This window comes from Emergencia timonensis (genome assembly GCF_900086585.1).
Taxonomy (GTDB): Bacteria; Bacillota; Clostridia; order Peptostreptococcales; family Anaerovoracaceae; genus Senimuribacter; species Senimuribacter timonensis.
Window position 1 is genome coordinate 1,956,479 of record NZ_FLKM01000008.1, and the last position, 15,177, is coordinate 1,971,655.

Sequence of the window (15,177 nt, forward strand, 5' to 3'; positions counted from 1 at the left end):
AGGAATAACATGGGTAAAGAACTTATATTTCAGACATTAAGACATGAAAAAGTAGACGAGATTCCTTGGGTGCCGTTTGCAGGCGTCCACGTTGGTAAATTAAAAGGTTATACAGCAGAGCAGGTACTGAGAGACGAGGATAAACTCGTTGAATGCTTAATCGAAGCAAACAAGCTCTATACTCCAGACGGACTTCCAGTAATCTTTGACCTGCAGGTCGAAGCAGAAATCCTCGGATGCGAACTGATGTGGGCAGAGAACAATCCGCCGTCAGTCAAGAGCCATCCGCTTTCAGGAGAAAAGTCAATTCCTTGCAACTGCAAGATTCCAACTCCTGAATCAGGCAGACTTCCTATGATTTTGTCCGCCATGAGAAGAGTAAAAGAAGCCATCGGTGAAGAGACAGCGTTATACGGACTGATCTGCGGACCGTTTACACTGGCTTCTCATCTGAGAGGAACGGACATTTTCATGGATATGGTATCCGATCCGGGATATGTTAAAGAATTAGTAAACTACTGTGCACAGGTTTCTATCGCAGTGTCACAGATGTACATAGATGCAGGCATGGACGTCATCGCAGTCGTCGATCCGCTCGTTTCACAGGTTTCACCAAAACACATCGAAAAAATGCTCTCCGAAGGATTCTCCGCAGTCTTTGACTATGTAAGATCCAAAGGCGTGTTCTCATCCTTCTTCGTTTGCGGCAACGCTACAAAACAGATCGAGGTAATGTGCAAGACAGGCCCAGACAGCGTATCAGTGGACGAGAACGTAAACTTGGCAGCGGCAAAGGAAGTGACTGACAAGTACAATATCACAATCGGAGGCAATATTCCTCTCACAACTACGATGCTCCACGGTACACAGGAAGATAACATGAAGGGCGTTATCGATCTGATCGATTCACTGGATCATTTTAACCTGATCGTAAGCCCGGGCTGTGATATGCCATACGACACGCCGATTGAAAACACCATCGCTTGTGCGCAGGCAGTAAAACATCCGGAGAGCACAAGAAAATTAATCGAGAATTACGAAGTCGTCATCGACGATTCTGACGTTGAGATTCCTGATTATGCGAATTTGGATAAGGTGCTCATCGAGTGCTTCCTCCTTGACCCTGAACAGTGTGCGGCTTGTACATACATGCTGGCATCCGTCGAGGACAACTGGGATGAACTGAAAGACATGGCAGATTACAGAGTATACAAATACTTCATCAAGGAAGACATCGCAAGAACAAGAAAAATGGGCATTGCCAACCTTCCTACCATGTGCATCAACGGTGAACAGAAGTATATTTCAATTATACCTTCCAAAGAGGAATTAATTGAAGCAGTAAAAGAAGCGCAGGCTAAAAAATAATAAATTGATCAAATAGGTAAGGTGGTAGACAGCGGAAGGTTTACCACCTTATTTATAACATAGGAACTATCGTCTTGGACGAATTTCCCTATGTTTCAAAGAACGTACATTGCGAAGGGTCGCCTTATAAGGGCGACATGTGGAAACAGGAATCTTTGATCCCGTCATTTCCACGTTTTGTATCGAAAGGGCAGACTATGATTAATAAAAAAATAAGCATTGAAGAAAACAAAGCATATCCTTTGGCAGAAAAAAGATTCATTCAAACCTGCGGCTTCAATATGGAAACAGAGAAGCATCAGAGAATGATGAAGATGGGGAAGAAAGTCAGAGACGACGGTATAGCAGGCATTGACATTCAGGCCTTGGTGTCCTATTATGGTCCAGAGGTCTGTTTCAATGGAAAGATTACCATCGAAGACGTGGAACTAACCTGCAACTACTTTGAACAGATTCCGGCTGAGTGTGTGGAAGGCGTTTATTTCTATATGCTGACAGCAGGAGAATGTTATTTTTCCAGTGAAGAAAACATCATGGACTTCCTATATGCGGACATCTGGGGTACCAACTACGTGGATGCAGGGATCGAAGTAATGACCGAAGAATATATTAAAGCCGACATGGCAGAACGATTTGGGGAAAAAGAAGTATACCTATCAGAAGAATTTGGCCCGGGGTACTTCGGTATGCCGGTTATAGAGACGAAGAAGTTTTTTAAAATTATGGACGGCGGTTTGATCAATGTCAAGGTGAAGGACAGCGGTCTGATGATTCCGCAGAAGACCTGCGCCGGATTATATATCGTATTAAACAGTCCTGATATCAAAGCAGAACCGGAATGTACACGCTGTCATGGAAACGCAGCTGGCTGTCAATTCTGTGCAATTAGAGCAAAATTAAACGAGGTGAAGCAATGAAGATAACTTTTTTACCACAAAACATAACTTGGGAAGCAAATACCGGTGAAACGATTCTGCAGGCAGCAGTCAAAGCCGGTGTCAATATAGATGGAAACTGTGCTGGAAGCGGTACATGCGGAAAGTGTAAAGTAAAGGTCCTCGAGGGAGATGTCAGTCAGTGTGACGACCATCACCACAAACTGACGGAGGACGAAATTGAGGCAGGATACAGACTGGCCTGCTGTCACCAGGTAACCGATGGTATGGTCATCGAAATGCCTGAATCAGAGACGACGGCGTCGAGAAAAAAGAAACTGATACGCCTGCCAGAGGGTTTTGTACCCAGGGCGGCCGTCACCAAGCAATGTATCGAAGTCCCGGCTGCCTCCCTTCGCAATCAAAATAGCGACGAAGCGAGAATCAAAGGGGCGCTTCCAGCGGAAGATCTTTATTTTCCGTTGGAAACACTTCTCAAGCTGCCGGATATCACTAAGAATTCAGAAGAAATCACCATCACTCTTAGAGACGGCGAGGTCATAGATGTCGAAAGTGGCAATACCGAGCGTGAAAATTACGGTGTGGCGGTGGATATCGGCACTACCACCGTGGTAATCATGCTGTGGAACGTCGTCAGTGGTGAAATGATAGACATCTTTGCAGCCACAAATCCACAAGGCGCTTACGGCGCTGATGTTATTTCCAGAATTACCTATGTGATGGAGCAGGAAGAAAATCTGGATACCATACAAAAGACAATCATCGACTGCATTAACAAAGCTGTCAGTGCGTTTGCGGAACGTGAAGGAATTAAAACCAGCAACATTTACCAGATGACAGTCGTCGGCAATACCACCATGAGCCATATCTTTCTGGGCGTAAACCCGGCGCAACTGGCGCTGGCGCCATTTACGCCTGTCTTCACAGCGGCAGTGGATACTGCTGCAAAAGACTTGAACCTGACGATCTGCCCCGAAGCCCAGGTGCATGTATCTGCCAATATTGCCGGTCACGTCGGTTCTGATATTACAGCAGGCATCATCACTACGGATTTAATGGAGTGTGACAAAGGGCATTTGTTTATCGATATCGGCACCAATGGAGAAATCGTGCTGACAGGCAACGGCAGAGCAGTAGCCTGTTCTACAGCGGCAGGTCCGGCCTTTGAAGGAAGCTCCATCAAACAAGGCATGAGAGCTGCTAGAGGCGCTATTGAACGCGTCGATATTTTGGATAGCGGTGTTGAAATTGCAACGATTGGAGACGCACAGCCCATCGGAATCTGCGGCAGCGGCATTATCGATGCAGTGGGCGAAATGATCCGTGTCGGTATCGTGGATAAATCAGGTCGTCTTTTGAGCAGAGAGAAGCTGGTCAAGAAAGGTCTCAGTGAAAATATCCTCCGACACGTAAAAGAGGGTGAAAAGGCTAACGATTTTGTGTTATACTTTAGTGAGGATGGAAAAAGTGATGTAGTGATTACGCAGAAGGACGTCAGGGAAGTGCAGCTAGCCAAGGCAGCTATCTCTGCCGGTATTACGATCATGATGAAAGAGATCGGTGTCAAAGAAGACCAGCTTGCAAAGATCAGCATCGCCGGCGCATTCGGAAATTATATCAGAAATACCAGCGCGATTCATATCGGATTGCTGCCAAAGATCGAGGAGGAAAAAATCCACTCATTAGGAAATTCAGCCGGCATCGGCGCCTCTATGATTTTGCTGTCCTGTGACAGCAAAGAGGAGGCTGAGAAGGTGGCGAGGGAGATTGAACATATTGAACTAGCCGCGAGAAGCGATTTCCAGGATCAATATATGATGGCAATGATGTTCTGATATACTGGAGCAAGGTGAAGATAACGATGAAGGTGGGGCAAACACACGCTTTGCAGCATGTGCCCCCCTTATCAACTGAAAGTAACTGATAAACTACGACAGGACAAATAACGGAGGGCGGTATGTTAGAATTAAACAGGGATGATTTCACAAAAGCGGAGCTAGTGAAGGTGATGCGTTCTGACGATCCAGAGCTGCTGCAGGAGCTATTCAGCACAGCCAGAAAGATTCGAAAGGAAATACAGGGAAACAAAATCTTTGCTTACGGTTTTGTTTACTTTACTACGTATTGCAGGAACAATTGCAATTTCTGTTACTACAGGAATTCCAACGATATAGAGCGATACAGAAAGAACGAAGAGGAGGTTTTGGCTACGTCTAAAGCCTTGATCGAATCCGGCGTCAATCTGATTGACTTGACTATGGGAGAAGATCCGCAGTATCACCAGGAAAAGTTTGAAACGGTAGCAAATATCATTAAAAAAATTAAGGGCGAATACGATACGCCGGTCATGATATCGCCTGGCGTTGTCAGCAATGAGATCATCGATAATCTGGCAGATGCCGGCGCGGATTTCTATGCGCTGTATCAGGAAACCCATAACAGGGAGCTCTTTGCAAAGCTGAGAGTTGGCCAGGATTACGACGAAAGAATGAATGCCAAGCTCTATGCCAAGGAAAAGGGTATGCTGATTGAAGAAGGTCTCCTGGCCGGCGTAGGCGAAAATGAAGAAGATATCGTAGATTCTCTGCTGACTATGGGTGAGATTGGAGCCAGTCAGGTCAGAGTCATGAGCTTTATTCCGCAGGAAGGCAGCCCGATGGAGAACTGTGCAACGCCAGATAGAATGGAAGAACTGAAGATTATTGCGCTGATGCGGCTTCTCTATCCGCAGGCTTTGATTCCGGCTTCTCTGGATGTAGACGGCATCAAAGGTCTTAAGGACCGGATCAATGCGGGCGCTAATCTGATTACATCCATCATTCCGCCGAAGTCTGGCTTTATGGGTGTTGCGCACAATACCATGGATGTAGATGAAGGCGGCAGAACTGTGGAGGAGGCGCGGGGCATCCTGGATCAGATGGGTCTGCGCATTGCGACGAGAGAAGAGTATAAAGAATTTATCAAAGAGGCAGGCAAATGAAGATTGCAATTGTTGGCGGTAAATTACAGGGGACAGAGGCGGTTTATCTAGCCTCTGCCTGTGGCTTTGAAAGTATTTTGATCGATGCAAATCCTAACGTACCGGCCGGCGCCATGGCAGACCGATTTGTCTGCGGCGATATCGTAAAGCGCGAGGAGCAGGTGATAAACGCCTTGAAAGAGGCGGATTTTGTTCTGCCTGCAAACGAAAACGACCAGGTGCTGGAGGCGGTCTGCGCCATCTGTGAGGAGGAAGGCCTGAAGCTGGCCTTTGATATGGACGCTTACCGTATTTCTCAATCGAAGATCAGATCGGACAAGCTGATTCATGAGGCCGGAATCCCTGCACCCCAATATCACCCCCACGGCAAAGCGCCTTACGTGATCAAACCGTCGGGAGAAAGCGGTTCGGCCGGTGTCAGGTATGCAGCGACAGCTGAGGAGGCGGAACGCTTTTTGACAGAAAACGAGGATTCCGATAACTGGATCATCCAAGAATATCTGGAAGGTCCGTCTTATTCCATCGAAGTAATTGGAACTCCGCAGGCGGGTTACAGGACGTATACGATCACCCAGATTCACATGGATGATGTTTACGACTGCTGTAAAGTGACGGCTCCCTGTGATATTACGGACAGCCAGAAAGCGGAATTTGCGCAGATTGGCAAGGAGCTGGCAGAACTAGTGAATCTCCACGGCATTATGGACGTGGAGGTCATCGACGATGGAGAGGCTTTGAAGGTGCTGGAAATTGATGCCAGGATTCCAAGCCAGACGCCTATCGCTGTGCTCTATTCGTCAGGGATGAACCTGTTATCGGAATTAGCCGATGTGACTGTCTATGGAGATTTTCAATCGGTCCAGCAGGACGAGGGGAGATTTTCAGTTTACGAGCACTACCGGCGAGAGGACGGCCAGGTTGTGCAGGAAGGAGAGCACATGATGAGCGCGGCAAGGCCGCTTTCTATCTGGGCAGACCTCTTTGGCAGTAAAGTCGCCATCTCGGATTACAGCGAAAATACAGCGGATTTCAGAGGGATCTTTGTCAACTGGGCCGACAGCCTGGAGGAACTGGAAGAAATCAGATGTCATGTAAGGACAGAACTGGGGTTGTAAACGGACGGATTTTATGTAAATCTGTCCGGAAATAAATCTTTCTCGGGTAAATCAGTCGGTATGCCTGTATTCTGCACTTTACAGTTAGGTAAAACTGTCTCGCAGCCAGACCCAAAATAGTTACCACAAAAGTTAGAAATATTATTAGACTGACAATAGTAGTCATGATACAATACTTACATAGATACGGTATTGGAGGTGAATTTAGTGATGGTGAAGTTTACTGTAACGCAGGCTGAACGAATCGGAGAGTTGAACGGCACTGCAGAAGACATCAACATGGAGTTTGAGACCACAGAAGAGCGGGATCAGGCTTTCAGAAAGATGGAAAAGGAAATGGTCCGTGAAAGCCGGAAAAAAATCAAAGAACTCTTGGATCACAAACACATCACGGGAAGCGTAGAAGTGGGCAGAACCCTGGAGCAGTGGCTCATGGGCGAAGGTTATACCAAAGTGGTAACACCGACCATCATCACTCGCGATATGCTTGCCAAGATGACCATCGACGAATTTCACCACCTGTCAGAGCAGGTTTTCTGGCTGGATAAGAAGAGATGTCTCAGACCTATGCTGGCACCCAATCTATACGTGGTGATGCGGGAACTCAAGAGAATTACCAATGAACCAGTAAAGATCTTTGAGATCGGCTCCTGCTTTAGAAAAGAATCTCAGGGAGCACAGCATATGAACGAATTTACCATGCTCAACTGCGTGGAACTGGCTGCAGTAAAGGACGGCGACCAGGTGGAGGAGATGAAACGTCTCGCTCATAAGTCCATGGAGGCGCTGGGAGTATCAGAAGAAGAATACGAGCTGGTCGTGGAAGAATCAACTGTCTACGGCAGCACAGTAGATATAGAAATCAATGGAATGGAAGTGGCATCCGGCTCTTACGGACCGCATTTCCTCGACGCCCAGTGGGGTGTCTTTGATACCTGGGTCGGTATCGGCTTCGGCATCGAACGTCTGACCATGGCGCTAAACAAGAGCAAGACCATCAAACGCTACGGCAAGAGCATCACTTTTATCGACGGGCAGCCACTGAATATTTAACCTTAGAAAGAAGGGGTTATCATGACACGACTGAAGACGGAATGGGTAGAATACATGATCGACGGCATGGACGCTTATAATCAGTCTCTGATGCAGAAAATCGGCGTCGATCTGGCAGGACTTGCCATGCGTACCTTCCATATGACCCAGGCAGATTTTGACAGGGCGAGAGCCTGCAACAAAGTCGCGGTAGTTCCCATCACCCAAGGGGAAGGCATTATCGGCAGCTTCAGTGAATCTGTCGCAGCCATCGTAAGATCCATGGGATTTTGCGCGGACGTCATGCCCCATACCGATGTAGACGGTATCTACGACGGATATCAGAGAGGGTGCAACATCTTTTTCTTTGCAGATGACATCAGATATCTGGCACTGAATACGAAAACAAACAAGGCTTCTGACAACAATTATGCCACGGCGCTTGGCTTTATCGAAGTGCTGACGGCTTTGATGGAGAAACACGGCAAGCGTATTGCCAAAGAGAAGATTCTCCAGATCGGCCATGGAATTGTCGGCAGAGAAGCCGTTAAGATCCTGAAACAGCGCAGCGTAGATTTTGATATCTACGACAAAGACCAGGAGACACTTGCAGAGCTATCTTGCAAGAAGCTGCAAGGTCCGGCGCAGATCAGGGACTATAGATATATTTTAGACTTTACCAATGAAGGCGGATGGCTGAAAGATGCGTATCTGGCGGATGCGATTCTCTATGCCAGCCCTGGCGTACCATATTCTATGGATCAGGCAGCAGAGGCACGCTTTGAGGACAAAGCGGTTCACGACAACCTGGAAATAGGCACTGCCATCATGCTGGGAGAAGCCCTTCAAATTTAAATATCATGGGGTGCGGATCGTATGGATCACATAGACTCTAAATCTATGCAGCCGGGTGAGACTCCCGGGCACCTCGCCATTCCACCCCAAACTTGTTTGGTTAGGTGGAATGGACAGCGTAGTGAAATCAGCCGCCTGTAGGCTGATGAACGGAGGAGTCCGGCTTGCCGGACGTTGCCATTTTTCCCCTTTTACGGAGGTAAACTTATGATTCAGATTGTATTGCTCAGTGGATTTTTGGGCGCCGGTAAGACGACTCTGATGCAGCGCCTGCTGGACACCTACAAAGATCACAAAATCGGAGTGATTATCAATGAATTTGGAGAAATCAATATAGATGCAAAATTAGTCAGCCGCGATGGCATCGACATCGCAGAGCTGTCCAACGGTTCGATCTTCTGCGCCTGCATCAAAGACAAATTTGTAGACGGGCTCATCGCCATGTCCAAAACAGATATTGAGTATCTCTTTATCGAAGCGTCTGGTCTGGCGGATCCTTCAAACATGGAGGACATTGTCAGCGGCATCAAAAAAGAGACTGGCGATAATCTACTGCTCAAGGGCTCCATCTGCGTTGCGGACGGCGTCAGCTTCTTAGAATTAGCAGATGTTCTACCTGCCTTGGAACGACAGGTGAAACACGCCAATGCGGTCATCGTCAACAAAATGGATTTGATCGACGATGCATCATTCAAAGAAATCTCTCAAAAAATAGGAGAAATCAATCCTGCGGTGAAGATTTACGCAGCAACTCATTGTAACGTAGACATCAAAGAGATCGTGGATCATTTTGCTCCAAATGTTGCCGGCAGTGAAGACACCACCAACACCTATGAGAGCAGGCCGACGACTTTCATCGTCAGAGCAGATGAACCGGTAGAGAAAGAAAAACTGATTGCATTCATAGAATCCATCGCAGGCAGCAGTTACAGAATCAAAGGCTTTGCGAAGACTATAGAGGAAGGCACCGTGGAAGTGAGCGGTGTTGTCAATAACCTGATTATAACGCCTTGGGAGACAGAAGAGAGTACGGAAATCGTAGTCATTTCTTCGGTCGGAATCAAAATGCTCAGTCTGATTACAGCAAGCTCAGAGAAAATTCTGGAAGGAAGGTTCTATATTTAAGATGGCTGATGATAAGAAGCGATATTATAGAAAAAACGTGGAACTATTTGTTCTGTTAGATAAAATGAAGTTATGGCCTGCCAGAAGCGGCCTTCTCCACGGCATCAAAACCGTCGAGAGCCATGGAAAGTATGCAGTTATCACGACCCATTGCGGAAAGACGCTGAGGGTCTATAATTCCAGGAATTCCAGAGCCGCCAGGTGGCTTCGCAACAAGTGGGCGGTAAAGCCTTGTAAACAGTGTCGTGTACCTGAATGGAAGCTGGAGAAATATTCAAAGACGTTTTTTGATTCTCATTATGGCAGCGACCTGATTCACAAGCGGTAATGCGAGGAGAGAAAGATGTATATTGACATGGACTGCCCTTGTCAGGGCAAAAACTTAGACAAACTGCTGCAGCCTCTGATACTCTGCATATTGGCCAGAGGCCAGGATATGCACGGTTTTGCGATCATCAAAGAAATCGCAAAGGTTCCGCGATTTGAAGACAAGGTGCCAGATGCCACCGGTGTCTACAGATATCTGAAAAAAATGGAAGGCTCAGGACTTCTGACCTCCAAATGGGAGCTGGACGAGGAAGACGATGCCGGAAAGCCGAAGCGGGTGTTCAGCATTACTGCGCAGGGCAGAGGCTGTCTTGCCAACTGGTCCCTGGCTTTGGTAGATTATGAAAAATATATTCACCAATTAGTGGAAATGATCAACGAATCAGTGTAAAATGAAAATATTGGACATAAAACCTGAGCGGATACAGATGTGTCCGCTTAATTTTTATAACATAGGAAATATCGTCCGAAGGGCGTATTTCCGTATGTTTCAAAGAACGTACCTTACGAAGCGTCGCCCCTTGCGGGCGACATCGTGCATAGGAGCGACGCTCCGTTATGCACTCGTATTTTAATTGAGAGGAAGTGAGGGTTTGGCTTACATCGCCTTGTATTGGAGCGCCATGGTAATCGGATATTACATCGGCAGCAAGAAACGTGACCATGGGGACAGATTTTTAAAACCCACGGATGTGATCATGATGGCATCCGTTTCTCTGCTGGTGTTTTTGATGGGGATTCGCATGGGTTCCAACGAAGAAGTCATCCGCAATCTGGGCACCATCGGCCTGCAGGCGCTTTTGGCGACCGTGCTTTTGATGGCAGGGGCAGTGCTGTCTGTGACTGTGACGCGCAAGCTGCTGCACATCGATAAGTGGGGCAGGCTGGAAGGCCATGCCATAGCAAAAGAATCAGCAGAACTGGAGCAATACGAGAAGCAGGAAGAAGAGGAAGAGAAATCATCCAATCTGATGACCTGGCTGATCCTGATCTTCGTCGTCCTGGGTATTTTTGCAGGCTACTTCCTTGTGCGGGTGTACATTCCAGACATAGACGGATTCAACGACAAAGCCGGCATTATTATGACTTGCGGATTGACCCTTCTGCTGGGCGTGATCGGCTTTCAGATGGGAATTGCGGGCACGGTCGTTGAGCAGCTGAAGTTAATCGGCTTTCGGGTATTGATCTTCCCTGTTGCCGTGCTGATCGGTACTGCTGTCGTGGGCGCGCTGATGAGTCTGATTCTGCCGCTGACACTGCGGGAGAGCCTGGCTGTCAGTTTCGGTTTCGGCTGGTATACCTTTGCGCCGGTGGCTATTTCCAATGCGGGCCATGTCATCGCCAGCGCAGTTTCCTTTATGCACAACGTATTTCGCGAGATGGGCGGCATCGTGCTGATTCCGCTTCTCGCCAAAAAAATCGGCTATATCGAGGTGACCAGCCTGCCGGGTGTGGCAGCCATGGACATCGGACTGACTTTGGTGGAAAAGGCGACCCGCCCGGACATCATCGTCTATTCCTTTGCCATCGGCATGTCGCAGAGCCTGCTGGTGCCTCTCTTAGTACCACTAGTAATAGGAGCGTAACAACATATGAAAAGATTTACAGGAAGCGGCGACTATGTCGCATCGAAGGAGTTAATGAACGCGGTCAATGTGGCCATCGCTTTAGAGAAACCTTTGTTGATCAAAGGGGAGCCGGGCACTGGCAAGACCATGCTGGCAGAAGCCATCGCGGACGCGCTGCAGATGAAGCTGATCATCTGGGGCATCAAATCCACGACCAAGGCGCAGGAGGGGCTGTACGTCTATGATACGGTGCAGCGGCTCTATGACAGCCAGTTCGGCGAGGGTGATGTCTCTGACATCAAACAATACATCAAATTGGGCAAGCTGGGCGAAGCTTTTAACTCGGAGGAACAGGTCGTCCTGCTCATAGACGAGATCGACAAGGCGGATCTGGAGTTCCCCAACGACTTGCTCTGGGAACTGGACAAGATGGAGTTCTACATCAACGAGACGAAGGAAACCATTAGGACCAAACACCGTCCCATCGTCATCATTACCTCCAATGCGGAAAAGGAACTGCCAGATGCGTTTTTGCGCCGCTGCATCTTCCACTATATCGAATTTCCTGACCGGGAGAAGATGGAGGACATCATCAGGGTTCACTACGGAGATATTGAGAAGAAACTGGTCGCCGCAGCCATGAATGCCTTCTATGCAATCAGAGATATGCGTCAGATTCAGAAGAAACCCAGCACGTCGGAGCTTCTTGACTGGATTCAGGCGCTGCGTATCAGCGGTGTCGATGTGAGGAAAATTGAAGAACACGTTCCCTATATCGGTGTATTGCTCAAAAAGAATCAGGACATCGATATCGCCAGAGAATACCGCAGGGGAATGTAGCGATGTTTATCGAATTCTTTTATCTGCTGCGCGCCAAGGGGCTTTCCATCTCGCTGGACGAATGGCTCTGCCTCATCAAAGCGCTGGACAAAGGCCTGGCCATGAATTCTCTGATGGAATTTTATTATCTGTGTAGAAATATATTGGTCAAGACAGAGAGCGACTATGACAAATTCGACATGGCTTTCGCTGAATACTTTCAGGGAATTCAGACTGTAGATGAGATTCCCGAGGAACTGTGGAACTGGCTCAGTGCCGATGAATTGGAACGGGAACTTGACGATATGCCCGCCTGGGCCAGGGAATATGACTTTGATGAGCTGATGGAGATGTTCCGCCAGCGTCTCGCCGAGCAGGACGAAAAGCACGACGGAGGCAATTACTGGATCGGCACAGGAGGTACCTCAGCGATGGGCCACGGCGGCTACAATCCTGCCGGCATCAGGGTCGGCGGTCACGGTCGGCACCAGTCGGCTGTCAAAGTGGCAGGCGAGCGCAACTTCAAAGATTTCCGCCAGGATACAGCTTTGGATATCCGCCAGTTTCAGATGGCATTCCGCAAGCTGCGTCAGTTTTCGACACGGGTGGAAACAGAAAAGACGGAGCTGGATATCGAGGCAACCATCGACGCCACCTGCAACAATGCGGGGCTGCTGAAGCTGGTCTACGAAAAGCCGCGGAAGAATACGGTCAAGCTGCTGCTTCTCATCGATTCCGACGGTTCCATGGCGCCCTATAGTAGTCTCTGCAACCAACTCTTTCAGGCTGTGCATCAGTCGACCCATCTGAAGGATCTGAAGACCTACTACTTCCACAACTGCATCTACGACCATCTGTTCACAGATCCAGCGTGCAGGCGGGGAGACTGGACTCCGACGGATTGGGTATTTGGCAATCTGGACAGCGAGTACAAAGTGATCTTCGTGGGGGACGGAGCGATGTCGCCTTACGAGCTGCTGGCTGTAGGCGGCAATCAGGACTGGTATGCCTATAACGAAGAACCGGGGATCGCCTGGCTTCACAAATTCAGACAGAGATACAAGAAATGCATCTGGCTCAATCCGATCAAAGAAGGCCGCTGGGACTGGACCTATGGATCGAGGACGATCAATATGATAAGAGAAGTCTTTCCCATGTTCGAGCTGACCTTAGACGGTCTGGACAAGGGCATACAGAAGCTTCTGGTAAGATAAAACAGGATGGCTTTGCCAGCCTGTTTTCGACTTTATGCGGAATGGGAGATAAGAATGAAAATATTATTAGTAGAAGATGAAACAATTCTTATGAAAGCCACAGCAAAGGGGCTGCGCAAATCTGGTTATGCCGTAGATTGTGCGGCAGATGGAGCAGAAGCACTCCGACAATACGCACTCAATGAATATGATCTGATGATTCTGGATCTCAATCTGCCAAAAGTAGACGGCATGGAAGTGCTCAGACGAATCAGACAGCAGAACCAGGAACTGCGCATTTTGATCTTATCCGCACGAGACAGTGTGGAGGACAAAATTGGAGGATTGGATGGCGGCAGTAACGACTACTTGACAAAGCCTTTTGATTTTCTGGAATTGGAGGCGCGGATCAGAAATCTTTTGCGCCGCCATTTTGAACAGAAGAGCGTCCAACTGCACTGCGGAGCACTGCGTGTAAACATGGCTGATAGAAGTGTTTTTTGCAAAGAGCAGAGCGCAGCTTTGACAAAAAAAGAATATGGCATTTTGGAATACCTTCTGACTCACAAAGGACGAATTTTAAGTGCAGAAGAAATCATTGAACACGTGTGGGATAGCGAGGCAGACCTTTTCTCAAACGCCTTTAAATTTCAGATTCATTCTCTTAAGAAAAAACTGGAGCAAGCCGGCCTGCCGGAAGGATATATTACGAATCTGCGGGGACAGGGATACAAATTAGCTGAGCCGGAGGAATTAAAAAAATGAAGAGAAAAAAATCACTGCAGTGGCAGATTACCACTCTTGTAGGTGTCATTTTGATAGTTACCTGCGTTATTCTGACTGTAAATTCCATCTATTCTGCCAGAAATTATTACGGCAATTGGGCGGAAATCTATGAGGACAGTGCGGACTTTTCTATGCTGACAGAAAATGACGATGTGGAAGCGGATTCTTTACAGGAAGACGAGATCACTTTTGTGGACGTCATGAGGGACTTTTCAGAGCAGGGTATTTTGGCCATGGCCTTCGCCATCATCATCTCCCTGGCACTGGTCTATTGGCTTACAGGAAAGAAGATGAACCCCCTTCGTCGTTTGACCGCTGATATTCACGCCATTGACGAAGAAACAATGAATCGAAGTCTGAAAGTATACGGCGGATCGGCGGAAGTTGAACTGCTGACAGACTCTTTTAATGGAATGATGGAGCGACTTGATTGCGCTTTTCAAGTACAGAAACGCTTTTCTGCTAATGCGGCTCACGAACTGAAAACGCCCCTGGCAGCCATGAAGACGACCCTGCAGGTGTTGGAAATGGAGGCAGAGCCGTCAAAAGAAGATTATGAGGAATTTGTGCAGGACGTAAAATGCAGCTTAGATCGTCTCATCGGCACAGTGGATCATCTGCTGATGCTGTCTGGAAAAGAGATCAAAAATGTCAAAGAGCCTGTTCGTCTGAGAGAACTGCTCGTACAGGCCGTCAATCAATTAAAAGCCAAGGCGGAAGAAATGAATGTCGCAGTAGATATTTCAGGGTCAGACGGTATCATAACAGGAAATAAAGAGCTGTTTTACAGGGGATTTTATAACCTGATTGACAACGCTATTAAATATAACAGGAGAAACGGACATGTCCGTATTACGATTGGAACCGAAGGAAAACAAAACTTTGTATCAATCGCAGACAGCGGCGTCGGCATGAACGAACAGACCTTGCAAAATGTCTTTGAACCGTTCTTTCGGGCAGATGAGTCCAGATCGCAGAAAATTCCTGGCTCCGGTCTGGGGATGTCAATCGTCAGGCAAATTTTCGACACTTATGAGGCGGAAATCCAAGTGGAGAGTCGTGAAGGGGAGGGCACAACGATAAAGATCTTTTTCTGCAGGTGAAAATCTAACT

General features: G+C 47.8%; 15 protein-coding genes. All 15 read left to right on the forward strand.

The annotated features are described in order from the left end of the window. Positions 1–9: 9 nt before the first annotated feature. The 15 genes from BN6539_RS10370 to BN6539_RS10440 all read left to right on the forward strand — a co-directional run bounded on the left by BN6539_RS10370 (position 10) and on the right by BN6539_RS10440 (position 15,167). Positions 10–1,368: a uroporphyrinogen decarboxylase family protein gene (locus tag BN6539_RS10370; RefSeq protein ID WP_067537619.1), complete on the forward strand. Its 1,359-nt coding sequence runs from the start codon at positions 10–12 to the stop codon at positions 1,366–1,368. A gap of 242 nt (positions 1,369–1,610) precedes the next feature. Beyond that, complete coding sequence (locus BN6539_RS10375; RefSeq protein ID WP_207645092.1) at positions 1,611–2,285, forward strand: hypothetical protein; 675 nt, start codon at positions 1,611–1,613, stop codon at positions 2,283–2,285. Then, positions 2,282–4,099 carry an ASKHA domain-containing protein gene (locus tag BN6539_RS10380; protein ID WP_067537626.1) on the forward strand — a complete coding sequence of 606 codons (1,818 nt, stop codon included), beginning with the start codon at positions 2,282–2,284 and terminating at the stop codon, positions 4,097–4,099. Before BN6539_RS10375 ends, BN6539_RS10380 begins: the two co-directional genes overlap by 4 nt. A 122-nt stretch (positions 4,100–4,221) precedes the next feature. Further along, positions 4,222–5,244 (forward strand): methylornithine synthase PylB, encoded by a 1,023-nt coding sequence (gene pylB / locus BN6539_RS10385; RefSeq protein ID WP_067537629.1) that lies wholly within the window; start codon positions 4,222–4,224, stop codon positions 5,242–5,244. After that, positions 5,241–6,359, forward strand: a complete 1,119-nt coding sequence (gene pylC / locus BN6539_RS10390; protein ID WP_067537636.1) for a 3-methylornithine--L-lysine ligase PylC — start codon at positions 5,241–5,243, stop codon at positions 6,357–6,359. Before pylB ends, pylC begins: the two co-directional genes overlap by 4 nt. Positions 6,360–6,569: 210 nt before the next feature. Then, entirely contained in the window at positions 6,570–7,412 is an 843-nt protein-coding gene (gene pylSc, locus BN6539_RS10395) for a pyrrolysine--tRNA(Pyl) ligase large subunit (protein ID WP_067537639.1), read from the forward strand. A 21-nt stretch (positions 7,413–7,433) separates the two neighbouring features. Further along, entirely contained in the window at positions 7,434–8,246 is an 813-nt protein-coding gene (gene pylD / locus BN6539_RS10400) for a 3-methylornithyl-N6-L-lysine dehydrogenase PylD (RefSeq protein WP_067537642.1), read from the forward strand. Between the two features lie 207 nt (positions 8,247–8,453). After that, positions 8,454–9,371 carry a CobW family GTP-binding protein gene (locus BN6539_RS10405; protein ID WP_067537645.1) on the forward strand — a complete coding sequence of 306 codons (918 nt, stop codon included), beginning with the start codon at positions 8,454–8,456 and terminating at the stop codon, positions 9,369–9,371. Position 9,372: 1 nt separating this feature from the next. After that, complete coding sequence (gene pylSn, locus BN6539_RS10410) at positions 9,373–9,699, forward strand: pyrrolysine--tRNA(Pyl) ligase small subunit (RefSeq protein WP_067537659.1); 327 nt, start codon at positions 9,373–9,375, stop codon at positions 9,697–9,699. 15 nt (positions 9,700–9,714) lie between these two features. Further along, the gene (locus BN6539_RS10415; protein WP_067537661.1) at positions 9,715–10,089 is read left to right on the forward strand and encodes a PadR family transcriptional regulator; all 375 of its coding nucleotides are present in this window, start codon (positions 9,715–9,717) and stop codon (positions 10,087–10,089) included. 202 nt (positions 10,090–10,291) lie between these two features. Next, a complete protein-coding gene (locus BN6539_RS10420; protein WP_082907453.1) occupies positions 10,292–11,284 on the forward strand; it encodes a lysine exporter LysO family protein in 993 nt (330 codons plus the stop codon). A 6-nt stretch (positions 11,285–11,290) separates the two neighbouring features. Continuing rightward, positions 11,291–12,106 carry an AAA family ATPase gene (locus tag BN6539_RS10425; protein ID WP_067537667.1) on the forward strand — a complete coding sequence of 272 codons (816 nt, stop codon included), beginning with the start codon at positions 11,291–11,293 and terminating at the stop codon, positions 12,104–12,106. A gap of 2 nt (positions 12,107–12,108) precedes the next feature. Continuing rightward, positions 12,109–13,299, forward strand: a complete 1,191-nt coding sequence (locus BN6539_RS10430) for a vWA domain-containing protein (RefSeq protein WP_067537670.1) — start codon at positions 12,109–12,111, stop codon at positions 13,297–13,299. A 54-nt stretch (positions 13,300–13,353) separates the two neighbouring features. After that, the gene (locus tag BN6539_RS10435) at positions 13,354–14,043 is read left to right on the forward strand and encodes a response regulator transcription factor (RefSeq protein ID WP_067537673.1); all 690 of its coding nucleotides are present in this window, start codon (positions 13,354–13,356) and stop codon (positions 14,041–14,043) included. Continuing rightward, a complete protein-coding gene (locus tag BN6539_RS10440) occupies positions 14,040–15,167 on the forward strand; it encodes a sensor histidine kinase (protein ID WP_067537676.1) in 1,128 nt (375 codons plus the stop codon). Before BN6539_RS10435 ends, BN6539_RS10440 begins: the two co-directional genes overlap by 4 nt. Positions 15,168–15,177 lie beyond the last annotated feature (10 nt).

Coding starts and splice junctions, on each gene's coding strand:
- BN6539_RS10370 (WP_067537619.1), top strand. CDS start 10: ATGGGTAAAGAACTTATATTTCAGACATTAAGACATGAAAAAGTAGAC.
- BN6539_RS10380 (WP_067537626.1), top strand. CDS start 2,282: ATGAAGATAACTTTTTTACCACAAAACATAACTTGGGAAGCAAATACC.
- pylB (WP_067537629.1), top strand. CDS start 4,222: ATGTTAGAATTAAACAGGGATGATTTCACAAAAGCGGAGCTAGTGAAG.
- pylC (WP_067537636.1), top strand. CDS start 5,241: ATGAAGATTGCAATTGTTGGCGGTAAATTACAGGGGACAGAGGCGGTT.
- pylSc (WP_067537639.1), top strand. CDS start 6,570: ATGGTGAAGTTTACTGTAACGCAGGCTGAACGAATCGGAGAGTTGAAC.
- pylD (WP_067537642.1), top strand. CDS start 7,434: ATGACACGACTGAAGACGGAATGGGTAGAATACATGATCGACGGCATG.
- BN6539_RS10405 (WP_067537645.1), top strand. CDS start 8,454: ATGATTCAGATTGTATTGCTCAGTGGATTTTTGGGCGCCGGTAAGACG.
- pylSn (WP_067537659.1), top strand. CDS start 9,373: ATGGCTGATGATAAGAAGCGATATTATAGAAAAAACGTGGAACTATTT.
- BN6539_RS10415 (WP_067537661.1), top strand. CDS start 9,715: ATGTATATTGACATGGACTGCCCTTGTCAGGGCAAAAACTTAGACAAA.
- BN6539_RS10425 (WP_067537667.1), top strand. CDS start 11,291: ATGAAAAGATTTACAGGAAGCGGCGACTATGTCGCATCGAAGGAGTTA.
- BN6539_RS10430 (WP_067537670.1), top strand. CDS start 12,109: ATGTTTATCGAATTCTTTTATCTGCTGCGCGCCAAGGGGCTTTCCATC.
- BN6539_RS10435 (WP_067537673.1), top strand. CDS start 13,354: ATGAAAATATTATTAGTAGAAGATGAAACAATTCTTATGAAAGCCACA.
- BN6539_RS10440 (WP_067537676.1), top strand. CDS start 14,040: ATGAAGAGAAAAAAATCACTGCAGTGGCAGATTACCACTCTTGTAGGT.